A 16905-nucleotide genomic window follows, 5' to 3' on the forward strand; every position below is an offset into this window, starting at 1 on the left:
GTGTCACCGCAGGTGGCGTCGAACTCGGCGCAGGCTGGAGCCGGACGGCCCGAGAAACCGGAACTGAATACCTCTCGCTCAAGCTGGACGACCCGTCCTTTACGGCTCCGGTCTACGCCTCTCTCGTCCAGGGTGAGAAGGGCGAACACAAGCTCATCTGGTCACGATGACCAGCCCACGGCGCGCCGCAACTGGTGGAGCGCCGTCCCCAAAACCAGCCACTCAGCAACTCAGAAAGACAGCTTGACGAGTGGTTCCTCATGTGAGGCCGCAATGGAGCGGCCCCGAAACAGCAAAAGGAACTTGAACAATGGCAACCATCGGCACCTTCACCTCCACCGAAAACGGCTTCTCCGGCTCGATCCGCACCCTCGCCCTCAACGTCAAGGCCCGCATCGCCCGCGTCGAAAACCCCTCCGACAAGGGGCCGCACTTCCGCATCTACGCCGGCAATGTCGAGCTCGGCGCCGCCTGGCAGAAGACCTCCGAACAGGGCCGCGACTATCTCTCGGTCAAGCTGGACGACCCGAGCTTCCCCGCTCCGATCTACGCCACGCTGGCCGAAGTCGAAGGCGAAGACGGCCTGCAGCTGATCTGGTCGCGCAACACGCGCCGATGAGCAGAACCAGAAAGCCCCGCCAAATCAAGCGGGGCTTTCTTAATGTCACTTGTTGAGTGCATCCTTCAGCGCCTTTGCCGGCGCGAAGGTGAGCTTCTTGGCGGCAGCGACCTTGATGGTCGCGCCGGTCGCCGGATTGCGCGCTTCGCGCTCCGGCGTGTCCTTTACCTTAAATTTGCCGAAGCCGGGGATCGAGGTTTCGTTGCCGGCAGTCGATGCTGCGGTAATGGCCGTGAACACTGCTTCCACGATCGCCTTGCCCTGAACCTTGGTCAGGCCATGGTCGCTCGCGATCTTGTCTGCAATTTCGTTGGTTGTGGTCATGGTGCGCTCCGTTTGAAGATTCGGAATCCTTTTCACCACGCGGCTCCTCTGTCATCGGCCATTGCGCCCAACGATCTGTCCTCGCCGGCATTTCCACAGCTTCCTATAGGCCTGTAGCCCTTTGCCCGCTTCCGGCGCGCGAGTTCGAGGAAGTGCGATGCCGCGGCGAGCTCATCCGAAAACACCTCTGTCTTCTCCCGACCGCTCGTTCCGATGCGACCCCACGAACGGACGACTGCTGTCTCGCCGAACAAGGTGGGCTGGATCGACAGTGCATAGAACCGCGCCATGTTCCTGCTCGGATCAGTGCGATGGCAATAGAGGCGATAGGGGTAGAGCGACATGCAGGATAGAATCGGTGATCGAGTGCCGAGCGTCCAACGAGAGTTTTGAATCGGTCGCGCCGCATTGATTCACATCGCTGATAGGTCGAAATCTGCGTCGATCGACATTGCTAGGGCGCCCAAGCCAGCGAATGGGGCTGTGAGGTTCTGCTCTGCGCGGCCTCGGATAACCCCTCATGGCACGGCGTCGAATCCTGCCATCCGCCGATGGAGCGATTGATCACGGCGATGAAACGCCCTGGCTTTTCCTGGCCGACATGCCCCGAAGGCGGTGCCGGAAAGCCCGGCTATGATCGCTATGCCGATTGCCTGGCAGGCCGGCAGCCAGCGACAGGCGATCAGTTCGGCGATCATGGCAGCTCCGAAGAGCTGTCGCGCTGCAGCCGGACCGTCAGCATGTGCAACGGGCGCGCGCTGCGGCGTTCCAATAGCGATCGGACAGGAACCCACGCGTGATGGAGTGACTCGTGAGTACTCAGAGCGAAACAATTGCGAGTATCGCGAATATGTCGCTCGGCCCCTGCGGGCGCAGCCGTATCATTTCGACATCAAGAGTGCGCAGGACGGTAAGACAGAGCGGCACTATTTCGACCTGAAGCATTGATCATGTCATAAAACGTTACCCAGCTAAAAGAATTGTCCAACGGATTTAAGAATTACGTCGAGGGTTTCGGCGTCAAAGCCTAAGCCCGTGGCGGCGATAAAACTGGCCAGATACCTGAGCTTTTCTCGAGCCTCTGATGTGTTCTTCGGCGACCATGCAATGATATCAGCCCTGAGCCTGTGCTCTTCGGTGGTTAGTTGGCGCCCGCCGCGTGTACCTGTCCGTTGTCGTAACGATTCCTCCCGCATCGTAGGCCCAAGCAATGCGACGAGGGAACGATGACGGGAAATCAAATCGGCGAGCTGCGTTCGACTGTCGTCTGCCATCTTCTGTCCCGCGACTTATTTCAGATGTGCGTCGCCCGCATGTTGACATCCGCGCATGGTAGCCAGATGCGGTGCGGGTGATGTAAGAGGGACGGGGACAATGACGGGCTGCCTTTTATGACAACAAAATCTGACAAATACATCGAGGTTAAAGGGCTCGTTGAGACGACCGATCCGGAGATCGACAAAGCCATCTATCGTTGTCCCGGCTTCGAGGGGCCTGAACTTGGCGAGCTCGATCGGCGTATTTCCGAGGCGCTCCGGGAGGCACGCGATAGGACCGGGTTGACCAGGGCCGAGGTGGCGCCGTTTCTGGGCCTGCACGAGCAAGTCTATGGCCGCTACGAGCGCAACGAGACGAAGATGCATGTCACCCGGCTCATCCATCTAAGCGAAGTGCTGGATTTTTCACCAATCGACTTCCTCATGGCAGCTGCTCCTTATCGATTTGGAAAGACGCCGGTCGAAGCGAACAAGGGCCGGAAGCTTATCAACGTGGTCGAGTCGCTTCCTGCAGATGCGGTGGAGTCACTTTTGGCACTCGTAGAAGCCATGACGAAACTCCGGCCGCACGAAGAATAGAGCGTTGCTCGCGTTGTTTGGACGAGCTTCCCGCCGGCGCGTGATACGACGCGGCGCCGATTTTTCTTATAAAGGGAAACTGGGGTTCTTGGAAGGGAAAAGCACCTAAAACGTGTATATTCTGAAGCAAATTTTTGCGAGGAAATTATTTGAAATTAATATGGTAGCACGATTCTAGCCTATTCTAGGTGCTAATGGGAGTCGGACGCAATTCAACGAAAAGCTGAAATGACACAACCTCGGTCACCGTGCAAAAGTTTCAGCAGACCAAACTTCGGCTTATCTGGCAAAGGCCTGCCGAAGGGGAGACCTTCGCCAGGCGAGCACACCCGTAGGATGGAGTGCGTATGGAGATCGCTGACCGTCGAGAAAGACGGGCAGAACCACACTTTAACCGTAGCCCTCAGGCACCGGCGCTCACATCCAATGCGCCGCTGTGAGCATGCAATCTCAGGGGTCCGGAACTATCGTTTTATTCGACGGTTTCGACGCCATTCGGATAGAGGCTGCACAGGAGCGGATAGTTGAACGATCTTTCGATCGGACCCACCACACACCCAGACGGGTAAAGAACGGATAGATTGTCCTCCTTCTCAAATGGCAAAGCATGGGAAGACTACTAACGCTCTAAACCCCGAGGCTTGGCATCTCTCGCAAGTCGCACTTGGAAATAGAGTGTGCCTCCTAAGGTTGTAAATGCGGCGTAATCAATATTATGGAACCAAAGAGCCGTTTCCATTTTGTTGCGTTTTCGCGAGATGGCCTTTCATCTGGCGGAAGAAGGCCATTTCGTTTTTGCGAAATCTGCAGCGGCATGTTCGCCCGTCCGGTCACATTGCATTCTAGACAGACCGGGAGGATCGGCCGGATACTCCTCGTCAATGCCTTGGTGCTCTTCGTCGAACCGCTGGTATGGCGCAAGTGCGGCCTGTTCCTCCAACGGAGACGCCATTCACCCAGACATTGGGAACAGGCACCTACGTACTCATCATCGAATGGTCCTAGCGACAGATCGGCACCTTCGTCCCAGACAGTCACCTGAACGCCTGCTGCCGCTTTCTCAAGCATCGAACGGCCGTCGTGTATCCGGACAGTCCTGGGACGTTAACGGAATTTGCCAGCTCGGAACGAAATCGGCTGATGGGGCGCACGATATAGGGAAACGACCGCCGAACGACCTTCGGAAGATTTATGAGGAGCTGATGGAGGCTGCAGCCGCCAGCAACGGATGGCGCGCCTGCCAGACCCTGTGATAGGCTCGACGGGTGCGCAATGCGTGCCTGAGAAAAGGATTCACGTCGACGATCGATTGCGGTGAGATCTTGCCGGTCATTCCGACCGCCTCACGTTAATAGAAAAAGTAAGGGTCTGTTTTCTTGAAGGCGGCGAAGCCGCTTCTGGCGAGAAGCTCCACGGCAGCTTCCTTCATGCGATTCCTGATGCCGGATGGATGCACGGCGAGCATCGCTTCAGGAGGGACTTGGCGTGCACGCGGTGGTAGCTTTCCACCATATCGATGGCGACAACCTGGATATTGAACTTGTCCGGGAGCGCTTCAAGCCACCGGCGGACGTCCGCGGTTCGATTGGAGAAGAGGACGTCGATGATGGAGCGGTTGATCGCGCCGGCGCGGGAGCGGCTCCGGCAACAAGCACAGACAGGCCGGCTCTTTCCTGAGTACTCGGTGAACGACCTGGTACCCGCATGTGAAATGTACGCCCGGGTGACGGGAAATGCAGCATTATACGGCGACCGAATTGCCACCGGAAATCATCGCGGCGTACAGGACGTCCGGCGAGCTAGTGCACCTGCATGCCATTCGCGAGGCCCAGGCCGGTTGCGAAATCCCCAGCCAGGCGCTGAAGGCCTTCTTCTCCCAAACGGGCTTCATAAGGCGTAACCAGTTCGGCAACGAAGTGATTGGAAGGGCGAACTGGCTCACGTGCTACCTGAGGGTCGGGGACGTGGAAGAGCAACTACAGAGGACGCTTCGTACCGAGGGACCGGAGCTCGTAGAGCTCAAGATGAGCGGAAACCGTGCCTTGCGAACCCACGACATGCTGTTGCTGACGCCGGTCCGGAACTTGATCGAAGGTCGCAACGGAGGGCTGCTCGACGCGGAGCGCTACTACGCGTGGGGTCGGCTCGATTATTCGGACGTCAACCTCGCCCTGGACGGTCGCCGTGAGAATTCGATTTTCAGACGCTACCTCGGGGATGACGGGCGGAACCTGTGCGTCGCACGCATGAGTTCAGGCATCTGAAGAGCATGTGCTCTTCCGCAACCGACGTTGTCAATGCAAAGCACTTCGGGCGGCATAGCCTCTCGCAGACTTCCGTGTACGATCATCGCTCTCTGTCCGAGAAAGTCGCAGGGCTCGATATTGGTCCGGAGGACCACGAAACTCCTGGGCGACGTCCATCGGAGCGTCATCGCCAACATCATGGATCTTGGCGGTCCTAAGGTCGAGATGTTCAATCGTCTTCGCGATACGAAGGGCGACAAGGCGGTCGTTCGATATCTGGCGGGCGCCGTGTCAGGCTTCGGAGTGACGCCTCTCGGGGCCTGCACGAGCAACTTCCTGACCGAACCATGTCCAAGGCATGTGGAATGCTTCCGGGGTTGCGAGCATATGGTCCGGACCGGCCGACCCGAGGAGGCTCGAGGCTCGGGTTCTTTCCGATCTTCTCGAAAACCTCCAGGTCCAGGAGGAGGAGGCGATACTCAAAGTACCGGAACCTCACCGCAACCTTGGCTGGGAGAGCCAGCTCGTGCATGTCAGGTCGCAGATCGCTGCGACCCGAGGCTATCCTGACGGAAACGGGACGTCTGCCGTTAACCATTTCAGACAGGTCACCAGAGCGCGAAGTCGAGCGCCATGTTCTCGATCCCCTCGACCATGTCATCGACGTGAGCGGACAAAGAATTGGCGCCGCCATCTCAAACGTCGAAGCATCCACAGGTTTCCGACTCACCGTAAAGCAGCGCGAGGCCGTGTTCATGGCCTCCTCCGCGGGCGTATCGATACTTTCGGGAGCAACAGGGACGGGAAAGACAGCGGTTCTCCGAGCCATCGTCGACGCCGAAGCACGATCGGCATCCGGGGCTGGAAATCCTAGTCTCCATCTCGTGGCGCTAGCCGGACGAGCAGATCGGCGGATGGCGCTCGCGACGAAGCGAGAGGCCTGGGCCTTGTCCCGTCTGATGACCGCTTTTGAAATGGGCTTGACGATGGAGGACGGCCTAATTGTGTTCGACGAGGCCTCCATGCTGGACACGCCAACCGTCTATCGCGTCTTATCGCGGATCGGGACGAACGTGCGTGTGCTATTCGTCGGCGACGCGGGACAACTCCCGCCAATCGGAGCCGGGCTTCCGTTTCAGAAGCTTGTTTCCTCCGGCGACGTTCCGCGTGTGAGCCTCGACATCATCCTTCGACAGGCCGAGACGAGCGGGATACCAACTGTGGCCGCGAACATGCGGCGCGGAATTCTTCCGGCGTTTGGCGCCTACGACTTCAATCTATCCGCTCGAGCTGGTGTATTCTTTATTCCCTGCAGGACGGAGGACACGGCGGCCACGGTGCGAAAGGTCTTCCGTTTAATGGCGGGACCGCCTCCTCGATCGGGCCCGCGGAATCGTTGCACGCGCGCGATGTTCAGATCCTAAAGCAGACGAACGACGGCGCCGCCGGCGCGCGTGAACTCAGCCGGGAGATCGAGCGGGAGTACATGGTCCACCAGGAACCGGTCGAGGACATTGGCTTCCACCTCGGATCCCGACTGATGTGGGTGAAGAACGACTACCGGAAGGCGCCTCTCCTCGATAACGAAACCGGCTATCGATCCAAGAACCGGCCAGCCGCAATGCGCCGGATTCTTCAACGGCTCGCTAGGCGTGCCCCGGATGGTGGAGGGAAAGTGCCAGCTCGCACTGGACGACGGCAGTTCGGATTTCATCGGCCCCGGTGACCTGGAGAAGCTGACGCTGGGCTGGGCGATCACCATCCACAAGGCCCAGGGATCGTCGTTCAATAGCGTTATCATTCCACTCGTCCCCTCGCCTCTGCTTGACCGAACCATGCTCTACACGGCCGTCACACGATTTCACCGGCTTCTGGATGAGCTAAGCTCTCCTGATTGGTGCCGGCTCCCGATGAACAAAATGGGAACATCTTTACTTTTGCTTCATTGCCGTTAGCGTAAACCTTATTCATTGAGGGAGATTCTTGTGACGAGCGCGCAGCGCAGATTGGTGCTTCCATGCTGCCGCTTCTGCGGAAGGAAATGGCAGCCGCCGGAGTATGTTTCGGCGAACACGGCTTTCTGCGAGGAATGCCGCGAGGATCGGCTGTCTCTGGTTCAGGGGCGTGTTGCAGGTATCAGGTTTGTCGAAGGACCAAGAGGCGAGCGCGTCGCGATGCCGATCAAGCGTTAACTCTCAAGGCGTCCGATCTTCGAAGAACGTCTGAAGCGACTTGTAGGTCTCCTTCCATTTCGCTCCGGAAGGGCTTGCCGCCAGCTTCCTCTTCGAGCCTCCGGAAAGATCCTCGGTCCACGCCGTCCACTTCTCGCCTAGCCGGCCGAGATAGTTCTGCCATTCTACCCTGACCCGGCGCTTGCCCTTGTCGAGTTGCCACGAAATCACGTCCTCGCCAACGTTGCAGATCCACGGCTCGACTGCTGGAAGCTTGGCGATCGAGTTGACCGCGGCGTCCAGTGACGGACAACGGTTCAAGGTAGACGGCCTGCAAAGCCTGTTGGCGACATTTCTCCAGCAAGTCGGGACATGCGGCAGATAGAGCATCTTCGAGGACAGTTCGGGGTCGCCCTCGGCGCCCATCACGACGACCTGGCCCTTCCCCTCGCGAAAGAACCAATGGTCTCCTGACATTATGTTGATGAACGTGACGCCAAGCGAGTACACGTCCGAAACCCCGGAACAGGCATGCTCCTTCAGGACTTCGGGAGCCCAGTATATCGCGGTGCCGTAGGGCGTGGCGAAACCGAACTGCAGTTCGTTCGTCACGAAGCCGAAGTCTCCCACCTTCACAAGACCGTCGCCCTTAAGGAGGATGTTGTCGGGCTTGATATCCCGATGCAGATATTGGCTATTGTGAATGTAATTCAGGCCGATTGCAGCGTCACGGATCACGCGCTTGGCCTCTGGAAGGGACACGACGTCCTTTTGCGTCATCTCGCGAAGCGACTTGCCTTCGCAGTATTCCATCACGAGCAGGAACTCGTCGCCGCCGCCGGTCCTCAGGACCTGATGGATCTTCACGACGTGGCTGTGCTCGAGAGCCTTGAGGTTGCGCGCCTCCTGCAACGCGTCCTTGCAGGCACTGTCCCAAGATTCGGCGGAGCCGAAATTTGACTGGAAGAAGCGTTTCACAGCAACTTCACCGTGCAGAGGACACTTGTAGCGATGCACCTCGCCGAACGCGCCCCCGCCGATGGGGCCGAGGGGGGTCAGAGACGCGACGTAGTCGATGGCCCGGTCCATTAGTCCCTCGCGGCGAGAAGAAGGAACGCGGCCTCGCGGCTTCCCTTCCTGAGAGACGCGCCAGCAAACTTCTCGCTGAAGAAGTCGTCGTCCTTCAGGTAAGCGTCGACCTTGCGGGACCCGAAGTTGCGGCTGAGATTATTCTTCTGCAACTGCTTCACCGACACACCGCCCGGAACCGCGCTAAGGAATACGCCCCTCAGTTCGGCCGAATGCAGAACAGCGGTCTTCGCGGCGTATTGGCCGCCGGCGCTTGCCTTGAGAACGACCTGCTCGATACCCTTGCCCAAACGGTCGGCCAGGCGCCTGTGCATGACGACGTAGGCAAGCTGCCGGTCGCCTTCCTCAAGGTCGAAAGTCTCGTCCTTGATCAGTGTTACTGTCCCGTCTTCGTTGAACGTTCCCTCGGTGAGAACGATCTTGTCCGAAGTGACGACCGCGGAAATGACAGACATCGATGCTTCCTAAGCATAAGATTCGTTTCCCGGTCAATAGCACATTTCACTTTTAGCGAGTGAGTTTTCTGTGTTCGAATCCCTGACTTGAACGCTGTAAATCCTTCCGATCAGCAAATGTGTTGCGAGATTCACCTACTTTTATAGCCGGAATCGTAACTGGATTGATGTGGCGGTCGAAATCTTCTTGTCACTGCTGCCACGGGATTTACAACCGACGTGAGAACCACCATATGGACTTCCGTCGTGAATGGAGCAGGCTGAGGGGCGCGATGCTGCGGTGGAACAACAAGGTCGGATGGATGGAGTTTCCCTCTCTGACTATCAGCGCGGGTCTTACGAGGACCTACACGCTCGCCTACAAGCTCACCGACAATACGGCGGAACGCTGGACGTCGAGATTCATCCGTTTCAAGAACAAGAACCATAAGGCGTACTATGGCGGTGCGCGCCTCATGTACGCTGCGTTTCCTCCTCTTTTGGAAGACATGAACCTGCGGCCCAGGGACTGCGTATTGGTGGCAGCGCTCTCATCCTCCGAGACGGCAGCAGACCCGACCCGCCAGATTCCCTATATCGCCTGCCAGCTCGCCGAGACGGTCGGCGCCGCGTGCGCGATCGACGCTATAACCAAGCAGCAGCACAGCAGGATTCACAACCTGTACAAGGCCGATCAGCGTGAGGCCGAACTCGATAAGGCGAACTACGTGTCCTCTAAGCTGCCGGCTTCGAACGTCTTCGTCTTCGACGACTTCATCACGCGCGGAGGCACGCTCTCCCGCGTCGCACAGGCGATTCTCGCCACGAACCCTCGCTCAAAGGTTTACGGTGTCGCGCTCGCGAAGACCGAACGACTTTTGTATTGTCCAAATCCGGACAACGGTCACGTTCCCGCCAGGTGGGACGAAATCTGGGCGGCCGGAGAGGCCGAAGTCCCGTGACGAGATTGGCGATGACAGAGACGGCTTCCAGAACCACCATCGCGCTCCTTGCTCTCATGAATGTGAAGGGCGTTGGCCGGCGCGCTGCGCTTCGTATCGTCGACCATCCCGTCGCGAACGCGGCCGACGAAGAAGCGATAATCGACAGAGCCACGCGTCAAAAGATCGATGCACAACAGCTCCGAAGCGCGTGGCCCGAGGCGGAGGAACAAGTCAAGCGGAGCTTCTCCGCCGGGATCGGGGTCGTTTCCTTCCACGACGAAGATTTTCCTCAAAGGCTGCGCAACATTCCCGATCCGCCGGCCGTGCTATTCTACAAGGGTGTACCTCAAGGCCTGGCGGCGCCCTCGGCCCTTGCGATCGTCGGAACGCGGGAACCGACCGACTACGGCGAGCGCGTCGCCCACAGGTCGGCGGCGTCCGCCGTGGAAGCGGGTTTCGTCATCGTCAGCGGCCTAGCGCACGGATGCGATACGTTCGCCCATCGGGGATGTGTGGAGGCGCAAGGAGTCGGGGTCGCGGTGATGGCCCACGGCCTCGACAAGGTCTACCCTGCCGCCAACAAGGTTCTCGCCCGAGAGCTGCTCGATGGAGGGGGATGCCTGGTTAGCGAGTATCCTATCGGAATGACACCCGTACGCACCGCGTTCGCGGAGCGCGACAGACTCCAGAGCGGACTGTCGGACGGGGTGCTGGTCATCGAGACCGACGTCAAGGGCGGCACTATGCACACGGTGCGTTTCGCACGACAGCAGATGCGCGCACTCGCCTGCGTCGAGCACCCGGAGAGCTGGCGATCGTTTCCTAAGACTCGGGGCAATCAGGCCATGATCGCGGATCGTTGGGCCGAGCCTGTCGCCAACGGCGAGGCGCTGAACGCATTCCTTGAAAAGCTGCGGCAGCGGTCCGGCCGTACCGGCCCAAGCGGCAACGACCCTCAATCGACCATGGACTTCTAATGATCATCTTCGACTTCGACCAGACACTCGTTGACACCTCATACGTCGAGTCCCTGCGCGCCGTGCGGGACTGGAAGGGCGTGATGCGCAAGGCCGCGGAACTGCCCGTGTATCAGGGCGTCGGGGAACTGCTTTCAGCCCTCCATCAGAACGGTCACAGGCTTGCGATCGTGACGAAGAGTCCCGACATGGTGCCACGATGGTTTATCAAGCAGTATGGCTGGCCGGTCGACATCGTCGTCGGTTATCACGATGTCAGAAACAGAAAGCCACATCCGGAGGGGCTTCTGCTTGCGATGACGAAGGGCGGTGCCGTCGCATCGGATACTTTCCACGTTGGCGACCAGGTGCAGGATACAGAGGCCGCGCGGGCGGCAGGCGTCGTCGCCATCGGAGTGACATGGGGTCTCGGCGACGACGGGGAGCTGCGTGCATCAGCGCCCGACGAGATATTTAATACCGTCGGTGAACTGAAGACGTACTTCGGTAGCTAGCGCGCCGCGAGCCGCCTCGATTCAGGAGGAACGAATCTGCGCTGGGGCTTATCGTCTTCGGCCTTACCGATCATAAGGTTGGCCATCCTGGTGTCGCCAGCAGCGCCGAACGCTTTGGCTGCGATAGCGAGTGTTTCCTTCATCAGGCGATTCTCAGAAGCGATCGCCTGGTAGGCCTCGCTGGCACAGGTGAGCTCGTCGTTCAGTCTCATGATCTCGCCCTTAAGGCGTTCGATCGTCGCCTGGCCGTCGTCCGTAGGACGCTCCAGCATGCGGCTTTGTAGAACCTTCATCGAATTCTCCTCGACTCGCAACGCTCTTCTAAACATCTTGCCCCCTCATAATGTTCCAGCTTGCGCGGCCTTGCCAGCCGCGGGCGAACAGAACTTCGTCACCGAGTCTTACTGATACCGATTGTAGCTAGCCAGAGTCGAGTTAATTGTTCCACAACGCGAGTTCGACGTCGTCCGAGAGCGCCCATAACAGTCATCAGGATACGCCGACCGAAACCATTCGCCGCAGGACCATGTTTCCTGGGGATATCCAGGCCACTCTGCTTACTCTGGTTTACGACGTGTATAGAATCGGCGGCAAATCAACGTCGATAAGGTATTAATGCCAGCGATTACGGCAATCGAGTGGGACATACTTGAGGCCCGAGTCCACAAGACCGGTCTGCGTCATGGACTTCACACGTCTTCAATGTCCTTTCTCTACCTTGTGCTCGAGCAGTTCTTTCCCGATCGGGCCACCGACTTCCCGGAAATGATCGTCGACGGCGGCAACGATCTCGGCGTCGACGCGATCGAGATTATCGAGCGGGACGAGAGTGCTGAGATATTCATCATCCAGTCCAAGCACCGGACGTCCCACAAGACGACGGACAAGACCATCAATGATGGCGACGTCCTTAAGGTCCTCCGCTTCGTGCAGGCGCTCTTCGACCAGGACGAATGGCTGTCGACCAACGGCAACTTGCAGGTCAGGGAAGCGGCCAGCCGCATCTGGGAAATGCACAGGCGCGGTGTAGTCTGCCGCTACCGCGTCATCTTCTGCACGAACGGCGCCTGCCTCCACACCTCCGCTACAGCCCTTCTTCAGAGCGCTCTTCGAAACCTTCCGGGAGTGGTGTCCGAGGAGTACACGCCAAGGGATCTGCTCCGCGACATCGGGCGGTCAGGCAGAGATCGTGAGTACGGAACGCTACAGGCGATCGGTCGCGACACGCTCGAGCGGATCGACGGGGACGTGCGCGGCGTCATTGCCTCCGTGGACGCCAGCTCCTTCGTAAAGCTAATCCAGACGGACGATGGGAAGTCTGTAAAGCGCCATCTCTTCAACGAGAACCTCCGAGTATTCCTAGGAGCGAATGGCGGTTACAATAGTAACATCATCGAGACTGCCGCATCTTCTGACAGTTACCTCTTCTGGTACCTCAACAACGGCATCACGATCACGTGCCGCAACTACTCGTTCAATAAGGGACACGTAAGCCCGGTCATCAAGATCGAAGACTTCCAGATCGTCAACGGCGCCCAGACGTCCCATTCCCTCATGGAGGCGTATCGCCGCTCGCCGGACGATCTTCGAAACGTCGTCATCCTCGTTAGAATCTACGCGACAGACCGCAGCGACATCGCCGAACGCGTCGCCGTGGCAACGAACAGCCAGGCAAGAATTCAGGCACGCGACCTGCGCGCCAACCATCCGGCGCTCAGGAATCTGGAGACGGCGTTCCGAGACAACGGGTACTTTTTCGAGCGCAAGAGGAACATGCACATCGACGCCGATCCTCGACGGAGGATCGATGCCTTGAAGCTTGGACAGATCCTGCTGGCCTACAAGCTCAGGGAACCCGACAGAGCGAAGGCGGATTCGGACTCGATATTCGGGGACCGCTTCTTCGCGATCTTCCACGAACACTACAGGATTGAAGAGATGTGCCGCATCTTCGAACTATACCAGATCATCGAAGAAATGCGGGACAACCACATCCTACGGCAACGGGACGTTAAAAGTCATGCGGGCGAATCCCAGTACCTTGTTTATGGGCACTGGTTCGTCCTGTACGCTGCCTCGTTGATCCTCACGCAGTCGAATCGCGAGATGCCGGTAGGCGAAGCCGCCAAAGCACTCGCCCAGCAGGCGCTCTCGCTGGTGGCGAGGGCCTGCAGGCAGACGAAAACCGCGCACTACCAGCTCTTCCGTAGCTCGAAAACCAAGGAGCGGATCGTCGAGGAGCTTGACGGTCCGCAAATGACATTGTTCGACCAACTCATTTTGGAAGGGTAGCAACCGCCGCCGCATCTTCATGAGACGCGCTTGTATCAGATCGTCTTTGCGTCCCAGTCGTGCAAACCTAACTAATGACGCTGATAAACCCTTGGACGACGGGCATCCTTTCTCGCCAGATAGGCCAGAAAGCCCGCGTAGCCCGGAGTTTCGTCGCGAAACCGGCGGAGGCGTGTGTCGTCGGAATCCACGTGTCGGCGTCCCGAAGAGGAAATGGTCGATAACGCTCTGCCGGGGCACAGGCGTGGCGATGACGGAAACGGGGTCCAAGGTCCGGCCGTCGAGAATACGCCCTGCCCGCTTGTTGTCGACGCCGCCGCATTGCTTGAAAAGGTAAGCCATGGCGCAGCAGAACATGAACCCAATCAATCTCTTGTTGAAGGACACCTCGCCAACTAAGCAAGCAAACTCGCGTGCAAACCCTAGCAGCCCGTCACCTCGGCAGGGCGATCTCGAAGATGTAGATGAACTCGACATCTCGGGCAACAGGTGGCTCGATGGTAAACGCTAGCGTCTCCGGAGAGATAGCCTCGGCGGTCACTCACGACTGGACTGAACGATTTCCAGTATCTGCGAAGCGGGCACGGGGCGTGCGAACAGATAGCCTTGCGCCTCATCGAACCCTTCCGCGTTGATCGCGTCGAGTTGGGTCTGAGTCTCGACGCCTTCGACCGTCGTCGTTATTCCCAACGTCCGTCCAATTCCGGCAACCGCTCTGATGATCGCCAGCGATTCCCTCCCTGTTGGCAAGTCGGCAATGAAGCTGCGATCGACTTTGATCTTGTCGAAACGAAAGCTCCTCAGGTAGCTTAGGGAAGAGTAGCCGGTTCCAAAATCGTCCATCGCTATCTTGGCGCCGAGCTGTCGTATCTGCTGAAGAATAAGCAGGTTGCTAGCGCTATCATTGAGGAAGACCGATTCGGTGATCTCGAGCTGCAGACGCGAGGCCTCCAAGCCGGTTTCGCTGAGAATATCGCGAATGACACTGGCAAGTCGCCGATTTCTAAATTGCAGAGGCGAGAGATTCACCGCCACGCTGACTTGCGACGGCCACTTAGCTGCCTCGGTGCACGCCTGACGGAGAATCCACTCACCAAGCGGACCAATCAATCCAGTTTCTTCGGCGATCGGAATGAACTCAGCAGGAGATACCGGCCCTTTTTCCGGATGCTTCCACCGGACAAGCGCCTCACAGCTGGTGATTCGACCAGTATGGAGGTTGATCAGCGGCTGGTAATGTAGCTCTAGCGCTCTATTTTTGAGCGCATGTCGAAGTGAGACTTTCATCTCTTGTCTTGCCTTGAGATGAGCGTCCATCCCCGGCTCGATTCGTTTGCAGGTGCCGCGGCCGCTGGCCTTGGCTTGGTAAAGGGCGATATCGGCAGCCTTGATAAGTTGATCTAGCGACTGGCCATCTTTCGGGAACAAAGCGAGCCCAACATTCACGCCGATATCGGCGTGTGTGCCTTCTAGGTCATAGGCAGTGCCAATTGCCTCGATGATCTCTTGCGCTAGCTTGGTCGCTTCCACATCGTGACGCATGCCGGTCCTCACAACGACAAACTCATCCCCGCCCAACCGAGCGAGGATATCGGATTTCTTGAGACATTTACGCAGTCGCTCGGCAACGCGGCGCAACAACAAGTCGCCAATCGAGCGACCGTAGGCGTCATTGACTGCCTTTAACCCGTCGAGGTCGAGACGGAGAACTACTGTTTTCGCCCTCGCAGTCGGGTCCAACAGGTGGTCGAATGCCTCACGAAGGAACTGACGATTGGGCAATCCCGTCAGAGCATCGTAACGTACCATGTGATAAATCTGCTTTTGCGCGCGGAAACGTTCGTCCTCCGCGTTACGGCGCTCGGTTATGTCCAGGACAACCCCGACATAGCCAAGAAACCTGCCATCCGAGGCAAAACGTGGCTGCCCCACATCAATGACCCAAGCGCAGCCGCCGTCGGCACGGCGGAGACGATATTCTACACGGCTGCGCTGTCGGAGACGAAATGCCGCGTGAAACCCAGCTTCAACCCCTTGGCGGTCCTCGGGGTGGATGGCGTCGGCCCATCCAAAGCCTTGGGCCTGCTCCGCGGTCTGCCCGGTCGTTTCGAGCCACAGTCGGCTGTTGTAAGTGTTTGCGCCGCTTTCATCAGTCACCCAAATCATTACCGGCGCGTCGTCCGCGATTGCCTTAAAACGAGCTTCGCTCTCGGTAAGGGCCGCCAACGCTCTGCGACAATCATCGACATTTTCGACGATCCCGTACCACAGAAAGATCGTACCGTCATCCGCCGTTCGTGCAGCAGCACGATTGCGATACCAACGATAGTATCCCTCTGCGGTTGCCAGGCGGAACTCGGCATCCAGTGGGCGCTCAGTCGCAATCGATTGGGTCCACTGTCGCCATACGCACTCCAGGTCATCGGGGTGCATCGCCTTCACCCACCCCGTGCCAAGAGCATCGGCGGCTTCTATGCCAGTAATTTCTTTCCAGCGTGGGCCAACCTCGAGAACCTCTCCTGATGGATTTGCGATCCAGGGGACCTGGGGATGGAGTTCGACCAAGGATCGATAATGATCTTCGCTGGCGCGAAGCTCCCTCTCCGCCCTTCGACTTGCAGTTACATCAGATATGGTGGCGACGATCAGCCTATCCGTCGATCCCTCCCTGGCTGATACGGCGAGACGTTTCTGTATTACGAGGTTTCTCACCGTGCCGTCTGCTAGGGCGATGTCTTCCTCAAAAGAGAGTTCCTCCCCGGTTCTGAGAACTTGTTCGTCCATCTCGCGGATACGATCCGCCTCTGCCGCAGGGAGGAACTCGCGATCCGTGCGTCCGATTAAGTCTTCTCGCGATTTGCCCAGGAGCGCACATGCGGCATCATTCAACAATCGGATGCGAGAGTGCTCATCCTTGATGATAATTGGTTGCGGGATGGCATTGAGAATGACTCCGAGTTCGGCGTGTGCCATTTGCCTGAGCTGCGTGTTGTGCATGGCGCGCCTCGCATTAGCGTTGTGGGAAGACATGTTGACGGCATTGGTTCTGTAGCTGTCGAAGAAGCAGCTCACCGGTGCCAATAGGGAAGAAACCGAGCGTCGGTGCCTTGTCAACACCCTGAGGTGGCATTGGTGAACAAAAAGTAAGCAAAGTGCACATTTCTTAGGCCAGCTGGCCCGCCGCCAGAACACGGCTGCGAAGATCATCGCTTAATGCACGTGACAGTATCGCGTGATGAGTCCGGGCGGCTCGCCAGTGCCTCGAAGCCAGAAGCGCTTCGTATCGACAAAGGCATTGGGCGCCTTGGTTGGGCCGTGCAGGAAGTTCACCTCTTCGGCTCGCCGAGATGGCCGGCCACTTCCAAAAATGCTGAAACGTTCAAAAAAATGGCTGCCGCCGAACTTCATTCGACGACAGCCAAGGTGCCTTGGGAGGCAGGAGAAAAACTTTAGAACCCT

21 protein-coding genes are annotated in these 16905 nt (G+C 58.3%); 11 read left to right on the top strand and 10 right to left on the bottom strand.

Annotation, left to right across the window (positions count from 1 at the left end):
• Positions 1–170 (top strand): DUF736 domain-containing protein (locus A3C3_RS44250; RefSeq protein ID WP_022718794.1); only part of this gene is annotated, 170 nt, incomplete at its 5' end.
• Positions 171–310: 140 nt separating this feature from the next.
• Positions 311–619: a DUF736 domain-containing protein gene (locus A3C3_RS0132895; protein ID WP_022718795.1), complete on the top strand. Its 309-nt coding sequence runs from the start codon at positions 311–313 to the stop codon at positions 617–619.
• A gap of 45 nt (positions 620–664) precedes the next feature.
• On the opposite strand, the gene A3C3_RS0132900 is transcribed toward A3C3_RS0132895, so the two are convergent.
• The 3 genes from A3C3_RS0132900 to A3C3_RS0132915 all read right to left on the bottom strand — a co-directional run bounded on the left by A3C3_RS0132900 (position 665) and on the right by A3C3_RS0132915 (position 2217).
• Entirely contained in the window at positions 665–943 is a 279-nt protein-coding gene (locus A3C3_RS0132900; RefSeq protein WP_028740204.1) for an HU family DNA-binding protein, read from the bottom strand.
• A gap of 32 nt (positions 944–975) precedes the next feature.
• Positions 976–1287 carry a WGR domain-containing protein gene (locus A3C3_RS39900; protein WP_022718797.1) on the bottom strand — a complete coding sequence of 104 codons (312 nt, stop codon included), beginning with the start codon at positions 1285–1287 and terminating at the stop codon, positions 976–978.
• Positions 1288–1914: 627 nt separating this feature from the next.
• Positions 1915–2217 carry a hypothetical protein gene (locus tag A3C3_RS0132915; protein ID WP_022718798.1) on the bottom strand — a complete coding sequence of 101 codons (303 nt, stop codon included), beginning with the start codon at positions 2215–2217 and terminating at the stop codon, positions 1915–1917.
• Between the two features lie 117 nt (positions 2218–2334).
• Here A3C3_RS0132915 and A3C3_RS0132920 point away from each other — a divergent pair, with 117 nt between their 5' ends.
• The gene (locus A3C3_RS0132920) at positions 2335–2799 is read left to right on the top strand and encodes a helix-turn-helix domain-containing protein (RefSeq protein WP_022718799.1); all 465 of its coding nucleotides are present in this window, start codon (positions 2335–2337) and stop codon (positions 2797–2799) included.
• Between the two features lie 1189 nt (positions 2800–3988).
• Here the strand turns inward: A3C3_RS0132920 and A3C3_RS45665 are convergent.
• Positions 3989–4132, bottom strand: a complete 144-nt coding sequence (locus A3C3_RS45665; protein WP_022718800.1) for a hypothetical protein — start codon at positions 4130–4132, stop codon at positions 3989–3991.
• A gap of 152 nt (positions 4133–4284) precedes the next feature.
• Here A3C3_RS45665 and A3C3_RS0132940 point away from each other — a divergent pair, with 152 nt between their 5' ends.
• The 3 genes from A3C3_RS0132940 (at position 4285) to A3C3_RS47480 (ending at position 6469) form a co-directional block, all read left to right on the top strand.
• Positions 4285–4476 carry a hypothetical protein gene (locus A3C3_RS0132940; RefSeq protein ID WP_022718802.1) on the top strand — a complete coding sequence of 64 codons (192 nt, stop codon included), beginning with the start codon at positions 4285–4287 and terminating at the stop codon, positions 4474–4476.
• A 56-nt stretch (positions 4477–4532) separates the two neighbouring features.
• Positions 4533–5063: a hypothetical protein gene (locus tag A3C3_RS0132945; RefSeq protein ID WP_022718803.1), complete on the top strand. Its 531-nt coding sequence runs from the start codon at positions 4533–4535 to the stop codon at positions 5061–5063.
• Positions 5064–5575: 512 nt separating this feature from the next.
• Entirely contained in the window at positions 5576–6469 is an 894-nt protein-coding gene (locus A3C3_RS47480; RefSeq protein WP_022718804.1) for an AAA family ATPase, read from the top strand.
• Here the strand turns inward: A3C3_RS47480 and A3C3_RS47485 are convergent.
• The 4 genes from A3C3_RS47485 to A3C3_RS0132975 form a co-directional block, all read right to left on the bottom strand.
• A complete protein-coding gene (locus A3C3_RS47485) occupies positions 6466–6846 on the bottom strand; it encodes a hypothetical protein (RefSeq protein WP_233450486.1) in 381 nt (126 codons plus the stop codon). The two genes, A3C3_RS47480 and A3C3_RS47485, sit on opposite strands and share 4 nt — an antisense overlap.
• A gap of 50 nt (positions 6847–6896) precedes the next feature.
• Complete coding sequence (locus A3C3_RS47490) at positions 6897–7064, bottom strand: hypothetical protein (protein WP_233450485.1); 168 nt, start codon at positions 7062–7064, stop codon at positions 6897–6899.
• Positions 7065–7240: 176 nt separating this feature from the next.
• The gene (locus A3C3_RS0132970; protein ID WP_022718808.1) at positions 7241–8305 is read right to left on the bottom strand and encodes a serine/threonine-protein kinase; all 1065 of its coding nucleotides are present in this window, start codon (positions 8303–8305) and stop codon (positions 7241–7243) included.
• On the bottom strand, positions 8305–8760 hold the full coding sequence (locus A3C3_RS0132975; protein ID WP_022718809.1) for a hypothetical protein: 456 nt from the start codon (positions 8758–8760) through the stop codon (positions 8305–8307). Before A3C3_RS0132975 ends, A3C3_RS0132970 begins: the two co-directional genes overlap by 1 nt.
• A 233-nt stretch (positions 8761–8993) precedes the next feature.
• On the opposite strand from A3C3_RS0132975, the gene A3C3_RS0132980 reads away from it, so the two are divergent.
• Genes A3C3_RS0132980 through A3C3_RS42835 form a run of 3 tightly spaced genes read left to right on the top strand, consistent with a single transcriptional unit; the run spans position 8994 to position 11154 of the window.
• The gene (locus A3C3_RS0132980; protein ID WP_022718810.1) at positions 8994–9701 is read left to right on the top strand and encodes a phosphoribosyltransferase; all 708 of its coding nucleotides are present in this window, start codon (positions 8994–8996) and stop codon (positions 9699–9701) included.
• An 11-nt stretch (positions 9702–9712) separates the two neighbouring features.
• Positions 9713–10660: a DNA-processing protein DprA gene (locus A3C3_RS42830; protein WP_022718811.1), complete on the top strand. Its 948-nt coding sequence runs from the start codon at positions 9713–9715 to the stop codon at positions 10658–10660.
• On the top strand, positions 10660–11154 hold the full coding sequence (locus A3C3_RS42835) for an HAD family hydrolase (RefSeq protein WP_022718812.1): 495 nt from the start codon (positions 10660–10662) through the stop codon (positions 11152–11154). Before A3C3_RS42830 ends, A3C3_RS42835 begins: the two co-directional genes overlap by 1 nt.
• On the opposite strand, the gene A3C3_RS0132995 is transcribed toward A3C3_RS42835, so the two are convergent.
• On the bottom strand, positions 11151–11447 hold the full coding sequence (locus A3C3_RS0132995) for a hypothetical protein (protein ID WP_022718813.1): 297 nt from the start codon (positions 11445–11447) through the stop codon (positions 11151–11153). The two genes, A3C3_RS42835 and A3C3_RS0132995, sit on opposite strands and share 4 nt — an antisense overlap.
• Positions 11448–11769: 322 nt before the next feature.
• Between A3C3_RS0132995 and A3C3_RS0133000 the strand changes: the two genes are divergently transcribed.
• Positions 11770–13446, top strand: coding sequence for an AIPR family protein (locus tag A3C3_RS0133000; protein WP_022718814.1), 1677 nt, complete (start codon positions 11770–11772; stop codon positions 13444–13446).
• 537 nt (positions 13447–13983) lie between these two features.
• Here A3C3_RS0133000 and A3C3_RS0133015 read toward each other — a convergent pair.
• Positions 13984–16653, bottom strand: a complete 2670-nt coding sequence (locus A3C3_RS0133015) for a sensor domain-containing protein (protein ID WP_376774954.1) — start codon at positions 16651–16653, stop codon at positions 13984–13986.
• Between the two features lie 6 nt (positions 16654–16659).
• On the opposite strand from A3C3_RS0133015, the gene A3C3_RS0133020 reads away from it, so the two are divergent.
• Entirely contained in the window at positions 16660–16899 is a 240-nt protein-coding gene (locus A3C3_RS0133020; protein WP_022718818.1) for a hypothetical protein, read from the top strand.
• Positions 16900–16905: the final 6 nt, after the last annotated feature.

The sequence above is a fragment of the Rhizobium mongolense USDA 1844 genome, assembly GCF_000419765.1.
GTDB lineage: Bacteria > Pseudomonadota > Alphaproteobacteria > Rhizobiales > Rhizobiaceae > Rhizobium > Rhizobium mongolense.